Here is a 15,965-nt window from a genome sequence, read left to right on the forward strand (position 1 = left end):
TCGCACTCCCTGACGGAGCCCCCGTTGACTTCTTCCGATCGACTTCCTTCCGACCGCACCCTCGTACGCGGTCGCGTGCTGAGCTTCAAGCGGCGCCCGCACGGCGCCGGCGATGCCGACGCCTACACCTATTTCGAGGACGGTATCGTCGTCGTCGAAGGCGGCAGAGTGGTCGAGGTCGCCGACGCCGGCCTTATCGCACGGAGCGACGGCGAAGGGGCCGTCGTGCACGACTTTTCCGGCAAGCTGATCCTGCCGGGCTTCATCGATACCCATATCCACTTTCCACAAACGCAGGTGATCGCCTCCTACGGAGAGCGCCTGCTCGAATGGCTGACGAGGTACACCTTTCCGGCCGAGTCGCGCTATGGCGACCCCGCCTTCGCGGCGGCCCAGGCGCGTTTCTTCATCGACGAGCTGCTTAGGAACGGCACCACGACGGCCGTCTGCTACGGCTCGGTCCACAAGGGATCGGCCGAGGCCTTGCTGGCCGAGAGCGAGCGGCGCGGCACCGCGATGTTCGTCGGCAAGACGGCGATGGATCGCAACGCGCCGCCGGAGGTGCTCGACAGCGCTCGCTCGGCGTTCGACGATACGGCGGCCCTGATCTCCACCTGGCACGGACAAGGCCGCCAGAAGGTGGTGATCACGCCGCGATTCGCCATCACCTCGACGCCGGAGCAACTGGAAGCGCTGGGCAGCCTGGCGCGATTGCATCCGGACTGCCTCGTTCAGACGCACCTGTCGGAAAACCAGGAGGAGATCGACACGGTCCGGCGCCTCTTCCCCGACCGCACCGACTATCTCGACGTCTACGACCACTATGGCCTCGTAGGCCCCAAGAGCCTGATGGGGCACGCGATCCATCTCACGCCCCGCGAAGTTCGGCGGATGTCGGACAGCAGCGCCGTTGCGGTGTTCTGTCCCACCTCGAACCTGTTCATCGGCTCGGGGCTGTTCGACTACAAAGGCCTCGAGGGCGGCGAGCACCCCGTTCGCATCGCGCTGGCCACCGACGTCGGTGGCGGTACCAGCTACTCGATGCTCGCGACGGCCGCCGAGGCCTACAAGGTGATGCAGCTCAGGGGGCAGAAGCTGTCGGCCATCGAGGCCTTCCATCTGATGACGCGCGGCAATGCCGAGGCGCTCGGCGAGCCGGATCTGGGGCGGATCGCTCCCGGTGCACACGCCGATCTGGTAGTGCTCGACAGTGCCGCCACGCCGGCAATGGCGCATCGTCTGGCAGCCGGAAACGGCGACCTTGAGGAAGAACTGTTCGTTCTCATGACGCTGGGTGGCGAACGGAATGTGCATGAGGTGTTCGTCGGCGGAAAAGCGCAGGGCCTTCGGACCACCCCGTAGCGACAAGCGCGGACGCCGCGCCAGCGGACGCCCTTTTTTCGACCCCTACAAAGAATAGCTTGCCTCGGTGCGTCGCCCCAAGTTAGCATCGATGAAATCGATTGCTGAAATCGGCGCTCGCCCGGATTTTGGAGTCCAGGATTCCGCTCTTCGGCGCGGATGATGGCACCATCCGATTGATGGCTAGCGTTCGGCAACGTTTCGATTTTGCTGTTGCGATTTGGGAGGGGAGGCTTCCGGATCGCGACCAGCAAGGTTCGGCTCCGGGGCAACGGGTCGTTCGTGGGAGGACGATGTGGCGCGTGATCTGCCGTTTTCGATTCAGCTGCATTCGGCGCGGCTGTTCCCGCCGGTGACGGATCATCTGCCGCGCCTTGCCGCGCTCGGCTACACCAATGTCGAACCCACCGAAGCCCTCTATGACGATCCCTCGGCGCTGCGCGAAACACTCGATGAAAGCGATCTCACGGCCTTGAGCGGCCACTTCTCGCTGCACATGCTGGAGACCGACCCGGATGCGGCATGCCGCATCGCCGAAACGTTGGGCATGCGTCTTCTCGTCTGCCCGTTTGCGCCGGTGGAGGCGCGCCCTGTCGTCACCGACGAGTGGCGGCGCTTCGGGGACCGTCTGGCGGCGATCGCCCGCCTGTTGCGGTCGCGCGGCTTCGGCTTCGCCTGGCATAACCATGACTACGAGTTTCGCCCCCTCAGGGACGGGTCGATGCCCATCCAGCACATCGCCGCCGACCCGGTCGTACATCTTCAAGTCGACGTGGCCTGGGTGGCACTGGCCGGTATAGATCCACAGCCATGGCTGGAGGGCTACGCTGGCCGTATCGCCGCCATCCACGTCAAGGATATCGCTCCGCGCGGCGGCCGGTCCGGCGAGGACGGATGGGCGGACATAGGAGCCGGCATCGTCCCCTGGCCCAAGCTGTGGAAAACCGCCATCACGGCCGGCGCTTCGCTACTGGTCGCCGAGCACGATAATCCCAGCGACTTCGACCGCTTCGCACGCCGGAGCATCGATGCCATGCGGACGTTTGCCGCCATGACCAAGGTGGAGCCTTCGTCGCCAGCAAGATAGGTGACAGTGCGACGCCCGGCTTCCCCCTGCGGGCATACGGCGACGATCCCGGTTGGAGGCGGCTCCACGAAAGAGGGCAACGCCCCAGTCCGGAACTCGCGCCAAACCAAATTGCAAATGCGTCAAAGCATCCGGCAGGGCCGGACACGACAAAAGCCTTCCGGCACTGAGTGCCGAGACTTTCGCAATATACTGATTTTGCGGGAAGATTGGTCGGAGTGGCGTGATTCGAACACGCGACCCCCTGCTCCCGAAGCAGGTGCGCTACCAGGCTGCGCTACACTCCGTAACCGTCGGTGGGGCGGTGTATAGCGTCCCCTCCCCGCCTCCGCAAGCCCCAAAATCACACTTGTGGATCGGGTATTTTGCGCCCCCTTGCTTAGGCCCCAAAATGAGCCGAGAGGCTGCCCCGGAAGCTCCACGTGCCTCCAATTCTGTCGTACCGGCGTTGTTGCAGTCCGCCGATGTTGCGGCTATATCGTGCGAACTGCGGCCGAGGCCGCCGGATGGGGTGTCGCCAAGTGGTAAGGCAGCGGATTTTGATTCCGCCATCCGTAGGTTCGAATCCTGCCACCCCAGCCATTTCCCTCTTTTCCACCCGATGACGGCCGAATGCCGGACAGCGCAGCGTAATCGCCCCGCGCCCAGGCACGGTCGGGAATCGATGATCGTTTCCGAACGGCAGAGCGAGGTGAGGTCAGATAATCGCGACGCGGTCGCGGCCCGCCGCCTTGGCATTGTAGAGCGCCCGGTCGGCTCGCCCCATGAGCGATAGCTCGTTCTGGTCGGCAGCCGACAGCAAGGCCGCGCCGATGCTGACGGTACACGAGGCCGCCCCGCGGTCGGTTGGAACGCCGACGGCACACACCATCGCTCGAAGCTCGTTCAAAATGCTGTCGGCACGCCCCAGGCACGCCTCGGACAGGACGATCCCGAACTCTTCCCCACCCAGCCGTCCGAGCCCACCCAGACCGGCGAGCCGCTTTCGCAGCGTATCGGCGATCTTTCGCAGCAGGCGATCGCCGACCAGATGCCCGAACGTATCGTTGATGCGCTTGAAATGATCGAGATCGACCATGGCAAAACCGAGTGCGCCCTGCCGTCGCCGGGCAAGCCGGAACTCGCGGCTAAAGATCGAAAGAAAGTGCCTGTGGTTGAAGCACTTGGTCAGCGGGTCGGTGGTGGTGAGCAGATGAAGCTTGCGCTCCGTCGCCTTTCGGCGGGTCGCGTCGTGGATGAACGATATCAGGGCCTGCCGACCGTCGAACATGATCGGTCCGCTATAGACGTCGACGTCCTGCACGACGCCGGTGATCAGCCTGTGCTTGAACTCGAAATGATGCCGGTTGGAGACGGCCTGCTTCATTCTGGCGGAAATCTCGGATCTGGACAGCGTATTGATCTCGCCGACCGACATCGAGAGGAGCCGCTCTCGGCTTCCGGCATAACGAGCGACGGATTCCTTGTTGCCGTCGATGATTTTTCCGGTTCGAGGGTCGATGACGAGGATGGACGCATGATGGACGTTCATCAGCGCGTCGACCCTGTCCCCCAGGAAGCGAATTCTCTCGAGCAAGACATCCGCGTCGCGACACAGCGAGGTCACCTCACCTTCTTCAAACTCTTCGGATGGACCAAAACCGACTTCCAGCCTCTCCCCTGCATTCAGCCTGCAGCGCATTGCAGTTTTGCCCCAAGTAAGAAGAATAACGTATTGATGGGTCAGTCAGTTTGCTTTTCCCCACCAATTCATGGTTCACAAAATCCACTGCCGCACGCAATAAGCTGGATGGATAATATTGCTTTCAAGAAATGCTTTTCGCTTCAAGCAATCCGCCATGCTTTCCTGTAGATAGCACTCAACTTAAGAAGCCCGGAGCCAAGCGAACCAGTCCGCCGGATCGGGGGCAAGCGAACGCCCACCTCTTTCTTGTGCTCTCGAAGGGTACGAGCGATGATCGCGGCAGGTCCGGAAGATTGAGGGGTAGCTACATGACTGAGGAACGACAGGAACGCCTCGTCGACGCGCTGCTGGCAGCCATTGAGCGCCATATCCTGCCCCTGACGCGCGCTGGTGTCGCCGCGGGCAACAAGGTGTTCGGCGCCGCCTTGCTCGACAAGAGGGATTACTCCCTCGTGCTCGCCGGAACCAACAACGAGATCGAGAGCCCGCTTTGGCACGGCGAAGTGCATACCATCAAGAAATTCTACGAGATGAAGGAGCGGCCGGGTCCGGGCGACCTGCTTTTCCTGTCGACACATGAACCCTGTTCGATGTGCTTGTCGGCGATCACCTGGGCCGGCTTCGACAACTTCTTCTATTTCTTCAGCCACGAGGACTCGCGGGATGCCTTTTCCATCCCGCATGACCTCAGGATACTGAAGGAAGTCTTCACCCTGGAGCCGGGTGGCTATCGAAGAAGCAACGCGTTCTGGCATAGCGAGCACATCGCCGACCTGATCGCCGTCTGCGACGACACGGCCAAGGCTGCGTTCCAGACGCGCGCCGACGCCATCCGGGCGGATTATGCGAGACTGTCGGGCGTCTACCAGGGCGGCAAATCGGGAAACGCCATTCCCCTAAATTGACCGCAACCAAAGAGCCGCACGGCAGGCCGTCAGGCCGCTGTCGGCGGCTCTTGCGGCGGCGCCAGGACGGGCGCCTTGTCCTCGTTGCGCAGTTCGGCAAGCCATTCACGCCAGATGGCCACCAGCAGCGCCATCAGAACCGGCCCGATGAACAGTCCCAGGAACCCCATGGTCTTCACGCCGCCGATCAGCCCGAAGAAGGTCGGCAGGAAGGGCAGCTTGATCGGACCGCCGACGAGGCGCGGCCGCAACGTCTTGTCGACGATGAACAACTCGACCGTTCCCCAGGTGAACAGCGCGGCGCCCTCGACGACATTCCCGCTGGCCACCAGATAGATCGAGATCAGAGTGAAACTGAGTGGAGCCCCGCCGGGGATCAGCGCCATGACGCCGGTGACGACGCCGAAGATGGCTGGCGACGGCACGCCGGCAATCCAGTAGGCGATGCCAAGGACGATGCCCTCGCCGATGGCGATCAGGGTCATGCCCGTCACGGTGGAGCTGATGGTGGCCGGAACGATACGGGAAATGCGGCTCCAGCGGGTGGGCAGGATGCGCTCGCCAACAAGGTCGATCTGCTCCACGAGGGCGCTGCCGTCCTTGTAGACGAAGAACAGCGCGATCATCATGAACAGTAGCAGCAGCAGCAGCCGGAAGGCTTCGCCGCCGGCCGTCATCACCGCCCTGTAGATGTTGCCGATATTGGCGCCGGACACGATCTGGATGAGTTCGCCGATGGCGCCCGGCGGGCCGACATGCAGCTTCCATTGCTCGGCGAGCCAGTCTCCGGCCATCGGAAGCGTCGCAATCCACGGCGGCACTTCCACGCCGCTGCGGTTGGCCTCCAGAAGCCAGCTGAACCAGCCCCTGAACTCTTCCAGCGCGAAGCTGACCGCCACCAGCATTGGCACGATCAGGAACAGCAGGATGCAGACGAGCGCGATCGAGGCGCTGAGCTTGGTATTGCCGTCGCAGAACCGCGTCAGGTCGCGGAACAGCGGCCAGGTGGCGAAACCGATGACCAGCGCGGCAAGTACCGGAACGACGAACCCGCTGAAGAAATAGATGCCGGCGATGACGACCAGCAACAGCAGCCAGCGGGCGGCGGCGATCAGGGGGACGATGGGAGCACGGCCGGAGGATACGGCGCCGAGCCAGCGCGGCTGATCTTTCTGCGGGGGATGTCGCGGGTCGGTCAAGGGCGCACTTCTCGTCGGAGTATCAAGGATAGCCGAATTTATGGGCCATTGCCTTGGAAGCCGCAATGACCTCGTCCCGTCGCCGTAAACGATCCGTCAGATCATCTCCAGCGGCGTCGCCCGCCGGGGCGGCGGAAACAGTGCATCAAGCGATGCCCGCAACTCGTCGGTGACCACCACATCGAGAGAGCCGGCGTTATCCTCGACGTGAGCGGCCCGCCCGGCTTTCGGAATGGCGATGACGCCGTCGCGATCGAGCACGAAGGCCAGCGCCAGTTGGGCAATGCTGGCACCGTGGTCGGCGGCCAGCGCCGCCAGGCGCCGCTCCCTGAGGAGCTTGGCCTGCTCGACCGGCGAGTAGGCCATGACCGGGATGCCGCGCCGCTGAAGGGACGGCAGCAGATCCCATTCGATGCCGCGCCGCGAGAGATTGTAGAGCACCTGATTAGCGGCGACCGCCTCGCCACCCGGAACGGCCAGCAGTTCGTCCATGTCGTCGCTGTCGAGGTTGGAGACGCCCCAGTGGCGGATCTTGCCGGCCGCCTTCAGCCCTTCGAAAGCCTCGACCGTTTCGGCAAGCGGGTATTTCCCGCGCCAATGCAGCAGATAGAGATCGAGCCGGTCGGTACCGAGGCGCTTGAGCGATCGCTCGCAGGCGGCGACGGTTCCCGCCTTGGAGGCATTGTGCGGATAGACCTTGGACACGAGGAACACGTCGTCGCGCCGACCGGCGATCGCCTCGCCCACCAACCGCTCGGAGGCACCCTCGCCATACATTTCGGCGGTGTCGATCAGCGTCATGCCGAGGTCGAGCCCGCGACGAAGCGCGGCGATTTCCTCGGCGCGCCGGCTCTGGTCGTCGCCCATCATCCAGGTGCCGAGGCCCAGCGCCGGAACGGTTTCGCCACTCGGCAAGCGGACGGTCTTCATCGGCATCTCCCTTGGTTCGTCAATGCATGTGCCGGCCAGATCGATCCGACCCTGATCGGCGAGCGCTCCAGAAGTATAGCAGCCCCCTCGCCCCAATGGGCGATCGCCGCTGTTTTCGTTGGGTGCCGGATTTCGAACACGTGACGGCGGCGGGTGAAATCCTCTATCCTGCCGCCACTTTCGCGCCTGCACGCTCGTCAGTTTGTCTTGAAAGGATGCTTCATGCGACTTCTCGTGGTCGGCGCCGGCGCCACCGGCGGCTATTTCGGTGGACGGCTGGCTGCCGCCGGCCGCGATGTGACCTTCCTCATCCGCCCCAAACGAGCGGCCGAAATCGCCAAGAACGGCTTCGTCATCGCCGATCCCAAGGGCGAGACCCGGATCGAGCCGAAAATCGTCACGGCCGATGCGCTTCGGGGTAGCTACGACCTCGTGTTGATGAGCGTGAAAGCCTACTCGCTTCTGGCCGCGATGGACGACATCGCTCCGGTGATCGGCCCCGACACGCTGATCCTGCCCGTGCTGAACGGTCTCAAGCATTTCGACGTACTGTCGGAGCGTTTCGGCGCCGAACGGGTGATCGGCAGCTTTTGCAAGATCAATGCCCGCCTCGACGACCACGGCCGCATCGTCCAGATGTCCCCTCTGCACGACCTGATCTATGGCGAATATGACGGCCGCCGCAGCCCCCGCATCGAAGCGATCGACGCCTTCTTCAAGGGGGCCGGTTTCGATGCACGTCTCTCCGACGACATCGGCCGCGAGCTGTGGGAGAAATGGGTCTTGCTTGCCAGCCTCGGAGCCGCCACCTGCCTGATGCGCGGCACGATCGGCGACATCGTGGCCCGTCCGGGCGGACGCGCCTTCATCGAGGCACTGCTGGGCGAGGTGACCGCCGTCGCCACCGCGCACGGAAAAGCGCCTGATCCGGCCTACCTCGAAACGACGCGCAAACTGCTCACCACCCCGGACTCGCCGATGACGGCCTCCATGTATCGAGACCTCGTCAAGGGATTGCCGGTCGAGAACGATGAAATCATAGACGATCTGCTCGACCGCGCAGCCTCCGTCGGCGTGAAGACGCCCTATTTCCATCTGGCGGCGATTCATCTCGGGGTCTACGCAGCCCGGCGGCGCTCCGAATAGGCGCGGCACCACCCTGAACGTTTCCAGTGTTCAGGACGCAGCTTGGCAAACGTCTGCTTCGCCAACGGCGGAGGCGGTTCTGTTTTTCCGCCTCTTCCGCCGAATCCGGAAGGCGCCGGAGGCTTTCAGGCAAACACGACCCGGTAGAAGTCCTAAGGTTTGTCAAATTCGAAACGTTACGCTTCTGCCTTTCGCGCAACTGTGCTAAGAGGTGCCCCGAACGCTGACCGGGTTGCGCCCGGGGAGGAGGCGTTCGCCTCGAATTCTCTGCCCGCGCAGGCGGGAGCATAGCATCGACAAGCAGGATGCCGCCATGAAGTATGGTTATTTCGACGACAAGGCCCGCGAGTATGTGATCACGCGGCCGGACACGCCGCTGCCGTGGATCAACTACATCGGCTGCCAGGGCTATTTCGGCATCCTGTCCGCCACCGGTGGCGGCTACTCCTACTATCGTGACGCCCGCCTGCGCCGCCTGACGCGCGGCCGCTACAACAACGTGCCGGCCGACTTCGGCGGCCGCTACGTCTACGTCCGCGACAACGCCACCGGCGATTACTGGTCGCCGTCGTGGATGCCGACCCAGTCGGATGTCGAGGACTACAGCTGCCGGCACGGCATGGGTTACTCCACCATTTCGGCCAAGCGCTCGGGCATCCGCGCCGCCACGCGCTATTTCGTGCCGCTCGATGAGACGCTGGAGATCTGGCAGACGACGATCACCAACGAACGTCTGACGCCGGCCGATGTGTCGATCTTCTCGTCGGTGGAATTCTGCCTGTGGGAAGCCAACGACGACGCCACCAACTACCAGCGCAACCTCTCGACCGGTCAGGTCGAGGTGGAAGATGAGGTCATCTACCACAAGACCGAGTACCGCGAGCGTCGCAACCACTTCGCCTGGTTCTCCTGCTCGGAGCCGCTCGCCGGCTTCGACACCCAGCGCGAAAGCTTCCTCGGCCCCTGGCGCGGCTGGAACCGCCCGGTCGCCGTCGAGGAAGGCAAGTCGCGCAACTCGATCGCGCACGGCTGGTCGCCGGTGGGCTCGCACCACGTGAAGATGACGCTCGCCCCCGGCGAAAGCCGAGAGATCATCTACGTGCTCGGCTATCACGAGAACCCGAACGAGCTGAAGTTCGACCCGCCGGGCTCGCAGACCGTCAACAAGACGACCGTCAAGCCGATCATCGCCAAGTATCGCAACGCCAAGAACGTCGAGGCGGCCTTCGAAGCCCTCGGCAAGCACTGGGACCAGTTGCTCGGCGTCTATCAGGTGACCTCGCCGGATGAACATGCCGACCGCATGGTCAACATCTGGAATGCCTACCAGTGCATGGCTACCTTCAATATGTCGCGCTCGGCCTCGTCGTTCGAGACGGGCATCGGCCGCGGCCTCGGCTTCCGCGATTCAAACCAGGATCTTCTGGGCTTCGTGCACATGGTGCCGTCGCGGGCCCGCGAGCGCATCCTCGACCTCGCGGCCACGCAGCTGTCGAGCGGCGGCGCCTACCACCAGTACCAGCCGCTGACCAAGAAGGGCAACAACGACATCGGCGGCGATTTCAACGACGATCCGCACTGGCTGATCATCGGCGTCGCCGCCTATCTCAAGGAAACGGGCGACTTCTCGATCCTCGACGAGCCGGTGGTGTTCGACAACCAGCCGGGCACCGAGGCGCCGCTCTACGAGCATCTTCGCCGCTCGATCCAGTATGCGCTCGACCGTCTCGGCCCGCACGGCCTGCCGCTGATCGGCCGCGCCGACTGGAACGACTGCCTCAACCTCAACTGCTTCTCCGACACGCCAGGCCAGTCGTTCCAGACGACCACCAGCAAGGACGGCAAGGTGGCCGAGTCGGTGTTCATCGGCGCGCTGATGGTGCTGTCGGCCCGCGAGCTGTCCGCTCTGGCGGCGCAGATCGGCAAGGCTGACGACGCGACCTTCTACGCCGACGTCGCCAAGAAGATGGACGAGACCGTCCGCACCCACGGCTGGGACGGCGAATGGTTCGTTCGCGCCTACGACGACTTCGGCCGCAAGATCGGCTCCAAGGAGAACGAGGAAGGCAAGATCTTCATCGAGTCCCAGGGCTTCGCCGCGCTGGCCGGCATCGGCATCGACGACGGCAAGGCCCGCTCGGCGCTCGATGCGGTTCGCAAGCATCTCGCCACGCCGCACGGCATCGTGCTGCAGCAGCCGGCCTACAGCCGCTACTACATCGAGTATGGCGAGATCTCGACCTACCCGCCCGGTTACAAGGAAAACGCCGGCATCTTCTGCCACAACAATCCGTGGGTGATCATCGGCGAAGTGGTGCTGGGCAACGGCGACGCGGCCTTCGACTACTACAGCCGCATCTGCCCGTCGGCGCGCGAGGGGATCTCGGACGTTCACCGGCTCGAGCCTTACGTCTACGCCCAGATGATTGCCGGCCGTGACGCGCCGACCCATGGCGAGGCCAAGAACTCCTGGCTGACCGGCACCGCCGCCTGGAATTACTACGCGATCACCCAGTGGATCTTCGGCATTCGGCCCGAGTACAACGGCCTGCGCGTCGCGCCGGTCGTGCCCGAGCGCTGGACCAACTTCACGGCGAGCCGCACCTTCCGGGGCGTCACCTACGATATCTCGGTGAAGCGGAATGGCGCCGGCAACAAGGTGTCGCTCACGGTCGACGGCAAGCCGATCGAAGGCGACATCGTACCGCCTCCGGCCCAGGGCGTGAAGACCGTCAAGGTCGAAGCCATTCTGGGCTGACGACCGACCTTCAAGACCACCCCGGAAAGGGCGCCCTCCGCGGCGCCCTTTTTCTTGCGCGCCGAACCGGTTCGCTCAACACCCGATTGCGGACGAGTAGCGAGGGTAGTTATTTAAACGGATGGAAATATCCGCGCACCACTCCAGAAGAACACGCAGGGATATATACGCAAAATTACCTTTTTCGCTCCATCATTCGTCATATTTCTGGCGTGTTATTCTTTATTTACGACTACCCCTCCATGGTTGAGCGATTATAGCCTGGTGCATCGAGGTGCAGCTCATGAAGCCGCGCGTTCAGCCGACCTCCGAGGAAATCACGTTTCTTCCCAACGAAATCATTGTTTCCAAGACCGATCTCAAGGGACGGATTACCTACGCGAACTCAACGTTCTCCAAGATTTGCGGCTACAGCCGCGCAGAGCTGATGAATGCGCCGCATTCCATCATTCGCCATCCCGACATGCCGCGTTGCGTCTTCAAGCTGCTCTGGGATCAGCTGGGCGAGGAACGCGAGATCTTCGCCTACGTTAAGAACATGACGCGCAGCGGCGCCTTCTACTGGGTGTTCGCTCATGTCACTCCGTCGTTTGACAACGATGGCAAAGTGACCGGTTACCACTCCAGCCGACGGGTGCCCGATCGCCGCGTCGTGCGTGAGGTTATCGAGCCGCTTTATGGAGAATTGCTACGAACGGAAGCCGCCCATGCCAGCCCCAAGGAGGGGCTGGTCGCCTCTTTCGCCCAGCTCATGAGCATCGTGAAATCGAAAGCCGCCAGCTATGACGAACTCATCTTCTCGCTTTGAAGCGTTCGCCCCCGGCACGGCGGTCATCCTGCTCCTCGCAGGTGCGGCAGGTGCCTTGGCAGCGGGCATGCCCACCCTGGCGCTGGCGCTGATCGGCATCGGCATTGTCGGCGCAGCGGCGGCCCTTGTCATTGCCCTGCGTCTTCACGCGGCCGTCGGGCGGTCGATCCGGGTGGCCCGCGCGCTCGGAAAGGGCGACTTCGAGACCCGTGGCCTGGTTTTCGACCAGTGGGGCCAAGCCGGCGAACTCACCGAAGCCATCAACGACATGGCCGACCACATCGATGCCTTCGTGCGCGAAGCCAGCGCCGCCATGGAGGCCGTCCGCCTCAATCGTTACTACCGCCGTATCCTGCCGAACGGCATGGAAGGCGCCCTGCTCCGCGCCTCCTCGACCATCAACGAAGCCACCGACATGATCCAGGATCGCGTCGAGGCCTTCGAGATCTCGACCGACGAGTTCGGCGCCACCATCAATTCGATCGTCGATAGCCTCGTCAACGCCTCGCACGACATGGGCGGTGCGGCGACGCGCCTCGGCGAAGGCGCCAACTCGACCGACCAGCGCGCCAGCGACGCCGCGTCCAGCTCGAACATGGCCTCCTCCGACGTGCAGCGGGTCGCCCATGCCGCGACGCAGCTCACCGGTTCGGCGCGTGACGTCGGCAGGGAAATCGAACGCTCGGCGGCCATCGCCCAGGACGCCGTCAACCGCGCCGAGGAAACCAAGCGCATCGTCGGCGGCCTGTCGGAAGCCGCCGAGAAGATCGGTGCCGTCATCGGGCTGATCGAGCAAGTGGCCGGCCAGACCAACCTTCTGGCACTGAACGCCACCATCGAGGCGGCACGAGCCGGCGAGGCAGGCAAGGGATTTGCGGTCGTCGCCCAGGAAGTGAAGGCGCTGGCCTCGCAGACCGCAGCCGCGACCGGCGAGATCACGCGGCATATTTCGGACGTTCAGTCGGCGACGCGCGCGGCTGTCGGCAGCATCATCGGCATCGGCGGCACCATCGCCGAGATCAACGCCATCACCGCAGACATGCGCGGCTCCATCGAGGCGCAGATCCATGCCACGACGGAGATCGCCCAAGGCGTCAGCAATGCCTCCGAGGGGACGAGGCAGGTGTCCGACCGGATTTCCGGCATCACCGGCATCGCCCGCGAAACGTCGACGCTGGCGCAGAGCCTGTTCTCGACCTCCGGCGCGCTCTCTGCCGAGGGCGATCGCCTCTCGGTCACCGTCCGCGAGTTCCTGGTCAGGTTGAGGCGCGGGCCGCTCGATCGTCGTCAAGCCGCCGAGCGCGTACCCGGCGGGCACGCGGTCACCATCGCCTCGGCAAGGGGAACGGGAACAGCCACCTGCGTCGATATATCCATGACCGGCGCCCGGTTTGCCGGGCAACTGCCGCCCTTGCAAGTCGGCGACGAGGTGCATATCACCGGCGAGAAGAACATCGCCATACCAGGCACCGTGCGCTGGATCCGAGAGGACAACATCGGCGTCGAGTTCAAGGTCGCCGAAATGACGGCGGCCGCCTCGAACCGCCTTCGCTACCTGGTAGGCAAGGGCCGATCGATGGCGAACGCAGCCTGAGATTTTCCGCCTAGAGCTTTTCCGGTGAACTCTGGTTCGCTGGAAAAGCTCTATTTCCTTGTCGAGACGCAGTTCCGGACGCAAAACCGGTACCCACTTTTGCTGGAACTGCGCCTAGAGAATGAATTGACGGCGCCGGCCTTGTTCGGCGCCGTTTTTCGTTCACTGCCGCTCGAGCCGGAGGTGGGCGATCTGGCCGAAGCGCCCGACCTCGGCAAGCCTCAGCGTTCGGGGCTGCGCCACATCGGGATAAAGCGGGATGCCATCGCCGAGGACGACCGGAACGATGAACTGGTCGAGCCGATCAAGCGCGTCGCGGTCGATGAAAGCCTGTTGCAGCCGGCCGCCGCCAACGATCCACACATCCTGCTTGGCGTTGGCGCGGAGATGGTCGATCAGGGCGTCGACGCCGGCCGACCAGGTTTCGGCATCGGGCGGCAAGTCGGCTATCGTGCTCGAGGTAACGACGATCAGCCGCTTTCCCGCGTAAGGCCAGGACGGCATGGTCCGACGGCAGACGTCGTAGGTCATGCGCCCCATCACCAGCGTGCCGATGCCGGCGTAGAACTCCTCGTAGCCGGCGTCCTCGGCCGGATAGGGATCGAGGAAGGAGAAGCTGTGGTCGGGAGCGGCGATATAGCCGTCGAGCGTCGAAGCGATGTACCCGCAGATCATTGTGTGGCTCTCCGGTTTCGGGAGCCGCATGATATCGACAGCCTTGCCCGGTCCCGTCAGCAGCCTGTCGTCGTCAGCGCCGGTCGCCGATGAAATCGCGGTGACGTTGCAGACGGCTCTCCAACCCGCGAACGGCCAGCGAAAGCGAGACGGTCATCAGCAGGTAGACATAGGCGACGACGCTGTAGGTCTCGAAGAACATGAAGGTGCCCGACGAGTAGACCTTGCCGAGCTGCGTCACGTCCTGCACGCCGAGCACCGAGACGAGTGACGAGTCCTTGATCATCGCCACGAAATCGTTGCCGAGCGGCGGCAGCACCGTTCGGAACGCCTGGGGCATGATGATGAGGCGGAAGACCTTGAAGCGACTGAGACCGAGCGCCTTTGCCGCCTCGATCTGACCGCGATCGACCGATTGCAGTCCGGCTCGGAAGATCTCCGACAGGAACGCCGAGTAGGAAATGACCAGCGCCACCACGGCCCGCCACAGGAGATCGAAATCGCGGACGCTGGCCGCCCCCAGGAGTCCGGCGGCCTGCAACGGAGCGGTGATGAGATTCCAGAAGGCGATCAGCGCCGGCGCGGCCACGAATGCCATGTAGAACAGGAGGACCAGCACCGGCACGCCGCGAATGATCTCGACGTAGAAGGTGGCGACCTCGCGCAGAATGCGATGCTTCGACAGGCTGGCCGAGGCGACGCCGAGACCGATCAGGCAGGCAAATACATAGGCGATGACCGTCACGAAGACGGTCACCCAAATGCCGGTCGCCACGGCACCGAAGATGACGCGGTAGCTCTCGTCGGAACCGATGACGAGACCGAAGGCGATGGCAAGGAGAATCGCCGCGATCAGCCAAAAGGGCAGCTCGCGGCGACGGGTCTCTTTGGAACTCAAGGTCGGCTCAGTTCTGGCTCTTGTAGTCGTAGAGCCACTTCTTGTTGAGCGCATCGATGGTGCCGTCGGCCTTCATGGAGGCGATGGCGGCGCTGATCGGGGCGGTGAGGTCGGAGCCTTTCTTGAGGATGAAGCCGAACTCCTCGCGGCCAAGCGGACCACCGACGACCTTGAAGGCACCGGGCTGGGCGCCGATGTAGCCATCGGCCGAGGTCTTGTCCATCAGCACGGTGTCGACGTCGCCGGCCTTCAGCGCCTGCACCGAGGCGCCGAACGTTTCGAACAGCTTGACGCGCGGGTTCTTCTCGTCACCATCGAGCACGTTGTAGATGGCGACGTAGAAGTTGGTGGTGCCGGGCTGGGCGCCGACCAGGCCATCCTTGAGAGCCGCGAAGGACGGACCGTCGGTGAAGCGGTTCTCGTCGGCGCGCACCAGCATGAGCTGCTCGGAGATCATGTAGGGCTCGGAGAAATCGACCTGCTGCTTGCGCTCGTCGTTGATGGTGATGCCATCCATGCCGACGTCGAACTGGCCGTCGCGCACCGCCTGGATCATCGCATCCCACGACGTCAGCTTCCACTCGACCTTGGCGTTGAGACGCTTGGCGATCTCGTTGAAGGCGTCATATTCCCAGCCAATGCCCTCGCCCGTCTTCGGATCGGCGAAGTTGAGCGGAACGTAGGCATTCTCGGTGACCGCGATGATGGCGCGTCCCTTGAGATCGGGGAGCTCGGCAGCGCCAGCCTGGGACACGAAAGCGGACAGCAAAACAGTGGCGGCAACAGCCGCCTTCGCAACAATCTGCATGAAAGGATCCTCCGTCGCTGAGGTAGCCGGAACGAGATCCCTCCGTCACCGGCGCGTGAAGGCCACTATTGGCTGTTTCGCGCAAGGCTGGCAAGGGGTTGCTTCTCTTTA

The 15,965-nt window shown here is 63.6% G+C and carries 14 protein-coding genes and 2 tRNA genes; 9 read left to right on the plus strand and 7 right to left on the minus strand.

Translation table 11 applies throughout. The features are described from left to right. Positions 1 to 24: 24 nt before the first annotated feature. Together guaD and QQZ18_RS09425 are read left to right on the plus strand one after the other, a co-directional pair. The gene (guaD, locus tag QQZ18_RS09420) at positions 25 to 1,362 is read left to right on the plus strand and encodes a guanine deaminase (RefSeq protein ID WP_284540397.1); all 1,338 of its coding nucleotides are present in this window, start codon (positions 25 to 27) and stop codon (positions 1,360 to 1,362) included. Positions 1,363 to 1,657: 295 nt separating this feature from the next. Next, the gene (locus QQZ18_RS09425; RefSeq protein ID WP_284540399.1) at positions 1,658 to 2,449 is read left to right on the plus strand and encodes a sugar phosphate isomerase/epimerase family protein; all 792 of its coding nucleotides are present in this window, start codon (positions 1,658 to 1,660) and stop codon (positions 2,447 to 2,449) included. A gap of 210 nt (positions 2,450 to 2,659) precedes the next feature. Here the strand turns inward: QQZ18_RS09425 and QQZ18_RS09430 are convergent. Further along, a tRNA-Pro gene (locus tag QQZ18_RS09430) sits at positions 2,660 to 2,736 on the minus strand. Between the two features lie 220 nt (positions 2,737 to 2,956). Between QQZ18_RS09430 and QQZ18_RS09435 the strand changes: the two genes are divergently transcribed. Further along, a tRNA-Gln gene (locus QQZ18_RS09435) sits at positions 2,957 to 3,031 on the plus strand. A gap of 115 nt (positions 3,032 to 3,146) precedes the next feature. Here the strand turns inward: QQZ18_RS09435 and QQZ18_RS09440 are convergent. After that, positions 3,147 to 3,980 carry a sensor domain-containing diguanylate cyclase gene (locus tag QQZ18_RS09440; protein WP_284540401.1) on the minus strand — a complete coding sequence of 278 codons (834 nt, stop codon included), beginning with the start codon at positions 3,978 to 3,980 and terminating at the stop codon, positions 3,147 to 3,149. On the opposite strand from QQZ18_RS09440, the gene QQZ18_RS09445 reads away from it, so the two are divergent. Together QQZ18_RS09445 and QQZ18_RS09450 are read left to right on the plus strand one after the other, a co-directional pair. Beyond that, the gene (locus QQZ18_RS09445; protein ID WP_284540404.1) at positions 3,966 to 4,301 is read left to right on the plus strand and encodes a hypothetical protein; all 336 of its coding nucleotides are present in this window, start codon (positions 3,966 to 3,968) and stop codon (positions 4,299 to 4,301) included. The two genes, QQZ18_RS09440 and QQZ18_RS09445, sit on opposite strands and share 15 nt — an antisense overlap. A gap of 140 nt (positions 4,302 to 4,441) precedes the next feature. Beyond that, positions 4,442 to 5,038, plus strand: a complete 597-nt coding sequence (locus QQZ18_RS09450; RefSeq protein ID WP_284540405.1) for a deaminase — start codon at positions 4,442 to 4,444, stop codon at positions 5,036 to 5,038. Positions 5,039 to 5,067: 29 nt separating this feature from the next. Here the strand turns inward: QQZ18_RS09450 and QQZ18_RS09455 are convergent, their stop codons facing one another. Beyond that, entirely contained in the window at positions 5,068 to 6,237 is a 1,170-nt protein-coding gene (locus QQZ18_RS09455) for an AI-2E family transporter (protein ID WP_284540407.1), read from the minus strand. Positions 6,238 to 6,333: 96 nt separating this feature from the next. Continuing rightward, positions 6,334 to 7,173 carry an aldo/keto reductase gene (locus QQZ18_RS09460; RefSeq protein WP_284540410.1) on the minus strand — a complete coding sequence of 280 codons (840 nt, stop codon included), beginning with the start codon at positions 7,171 to 7,173 and terminating at the stop codon, positions 6,334 to 6,336. 216 nt (positions 7,174 to 7,389) lie between these two features. On the opposite strand from QQZ18_RS09460, the gene panE reads away from it, so the two are divergent. The 4 genes from panE (at position 7,390) to QQZ18_RS09480 (ending at position 13,473) form a co-directional block, all read left to right on the plus strand. Beyond that, positions 7,390 to 8,313, plus strand: coding sequence for a 2-dehydropantoate 2-reductase (gene panE / locus QQZ18_RS09465; protein ID WP_284540412.1), 924 nt, complete (start codon positions 7,390 to 7,392; stop codon positions 8,311 to 8,313). 313 nt (positions 8,314 to 8,626) lie between these two features. Beyond that, on the plus strand, positions 8,627 to 11,071 hold the full coding sequence (locus tag QQZ18_RS09470; protein WP_284540414.1) for a GH36-type glycosyl hydrolase domain-containing protein: 2,445 nt from the start codon (positions 8,627 to 8,629) through the stop codon (positions 11,069 to 11,071). A 283-nt stretch (positions 11,072 to 11,354) separates the two neighbouring features. Continuing rightward, complete coding sequence (locus QQZ18_RS09475; protein WP_079402874.1) at positions 11,355 to 11,879, plus strand: PAS domain-containing protein; 525 nt, start codon at positions 11,355 to 11,357, stop codon at positions 11,877 to 11,879. Continuing rightward, positions 11,854 to 13,473 carry a methyl-accepting chemotaxis protein gene (locus QQZ18_RS09480; RefSeq protein ID WP_284540417.1) on the plus strand — a complete coding sequence of 540 codons (1,620 nt, stop codon included), beginning with the start codon at positions 11,854 to 11,856 and terminating at the stop codon, positions 13,471 to 13,473. The genes QQZ18_RS09475 and QQZ18_RS09480 overlap by 26 nt, the downstream gene beginning before the upstream one ends. Positions 13,474 to 13,635: 162 nt before the next feature. Here the strand turns inward: QQZ18_RS09480 and QQZ18_RS09485 are convergent, their stop codons facing one another. The 3 genes from QQZ18_RS09485 to QQZ18_RS09495 form a co-directional block, all read right to left on the minus strand. Beyond that, the gene (locus QQZ18_RS09485; protein WP_284540419.1) at positions 13,636 to 14,148 is read right to left on the minus strand and encodes a dihydrofolate reductase family protein; all 513 of its coding nucleotides are present in this window, start codon (positions 14,146 to 14,148) and stop codon (positions 13,636 to 13,638) included. A 73-nt stretch (positions 14,149 to 14,221) separates the two neighbouring features. Beyond that, entirely contained in the window at positions 14,222 to 15,046 is an 825-nt protein-coding gene (locus QQZ18_RS09490; protein ID WP_284540421.1) for an amino acid ABC transporter permease, read from the minus strand. A gap of 7 nt (positions 15,047 to 15,053) precedes the next feature. Continuing rightward, a complete protein-coding gene (locus tag QQZ18_RS09495; protein WP_284540423.1) occupies positions 15,054 to 15,854 on the minus strand; it encodes a transporter substrate-binding domain-containing protein in 801 nt (266 codons plus the stop codon). Positions 15,855 to 15,965: the final 111 nt, after the last annotated feature.

Source organism: Pleomorphomonas sp. T1.2MG-36 (assembly GCF_950100655.1).
Classification (GTDB): domain Bacteria; phylum Pseudomonadota; class Alphaproteobacteria; order Rhizobiales; family Pleomorphomonadaceae; genus Pleomorphomonas.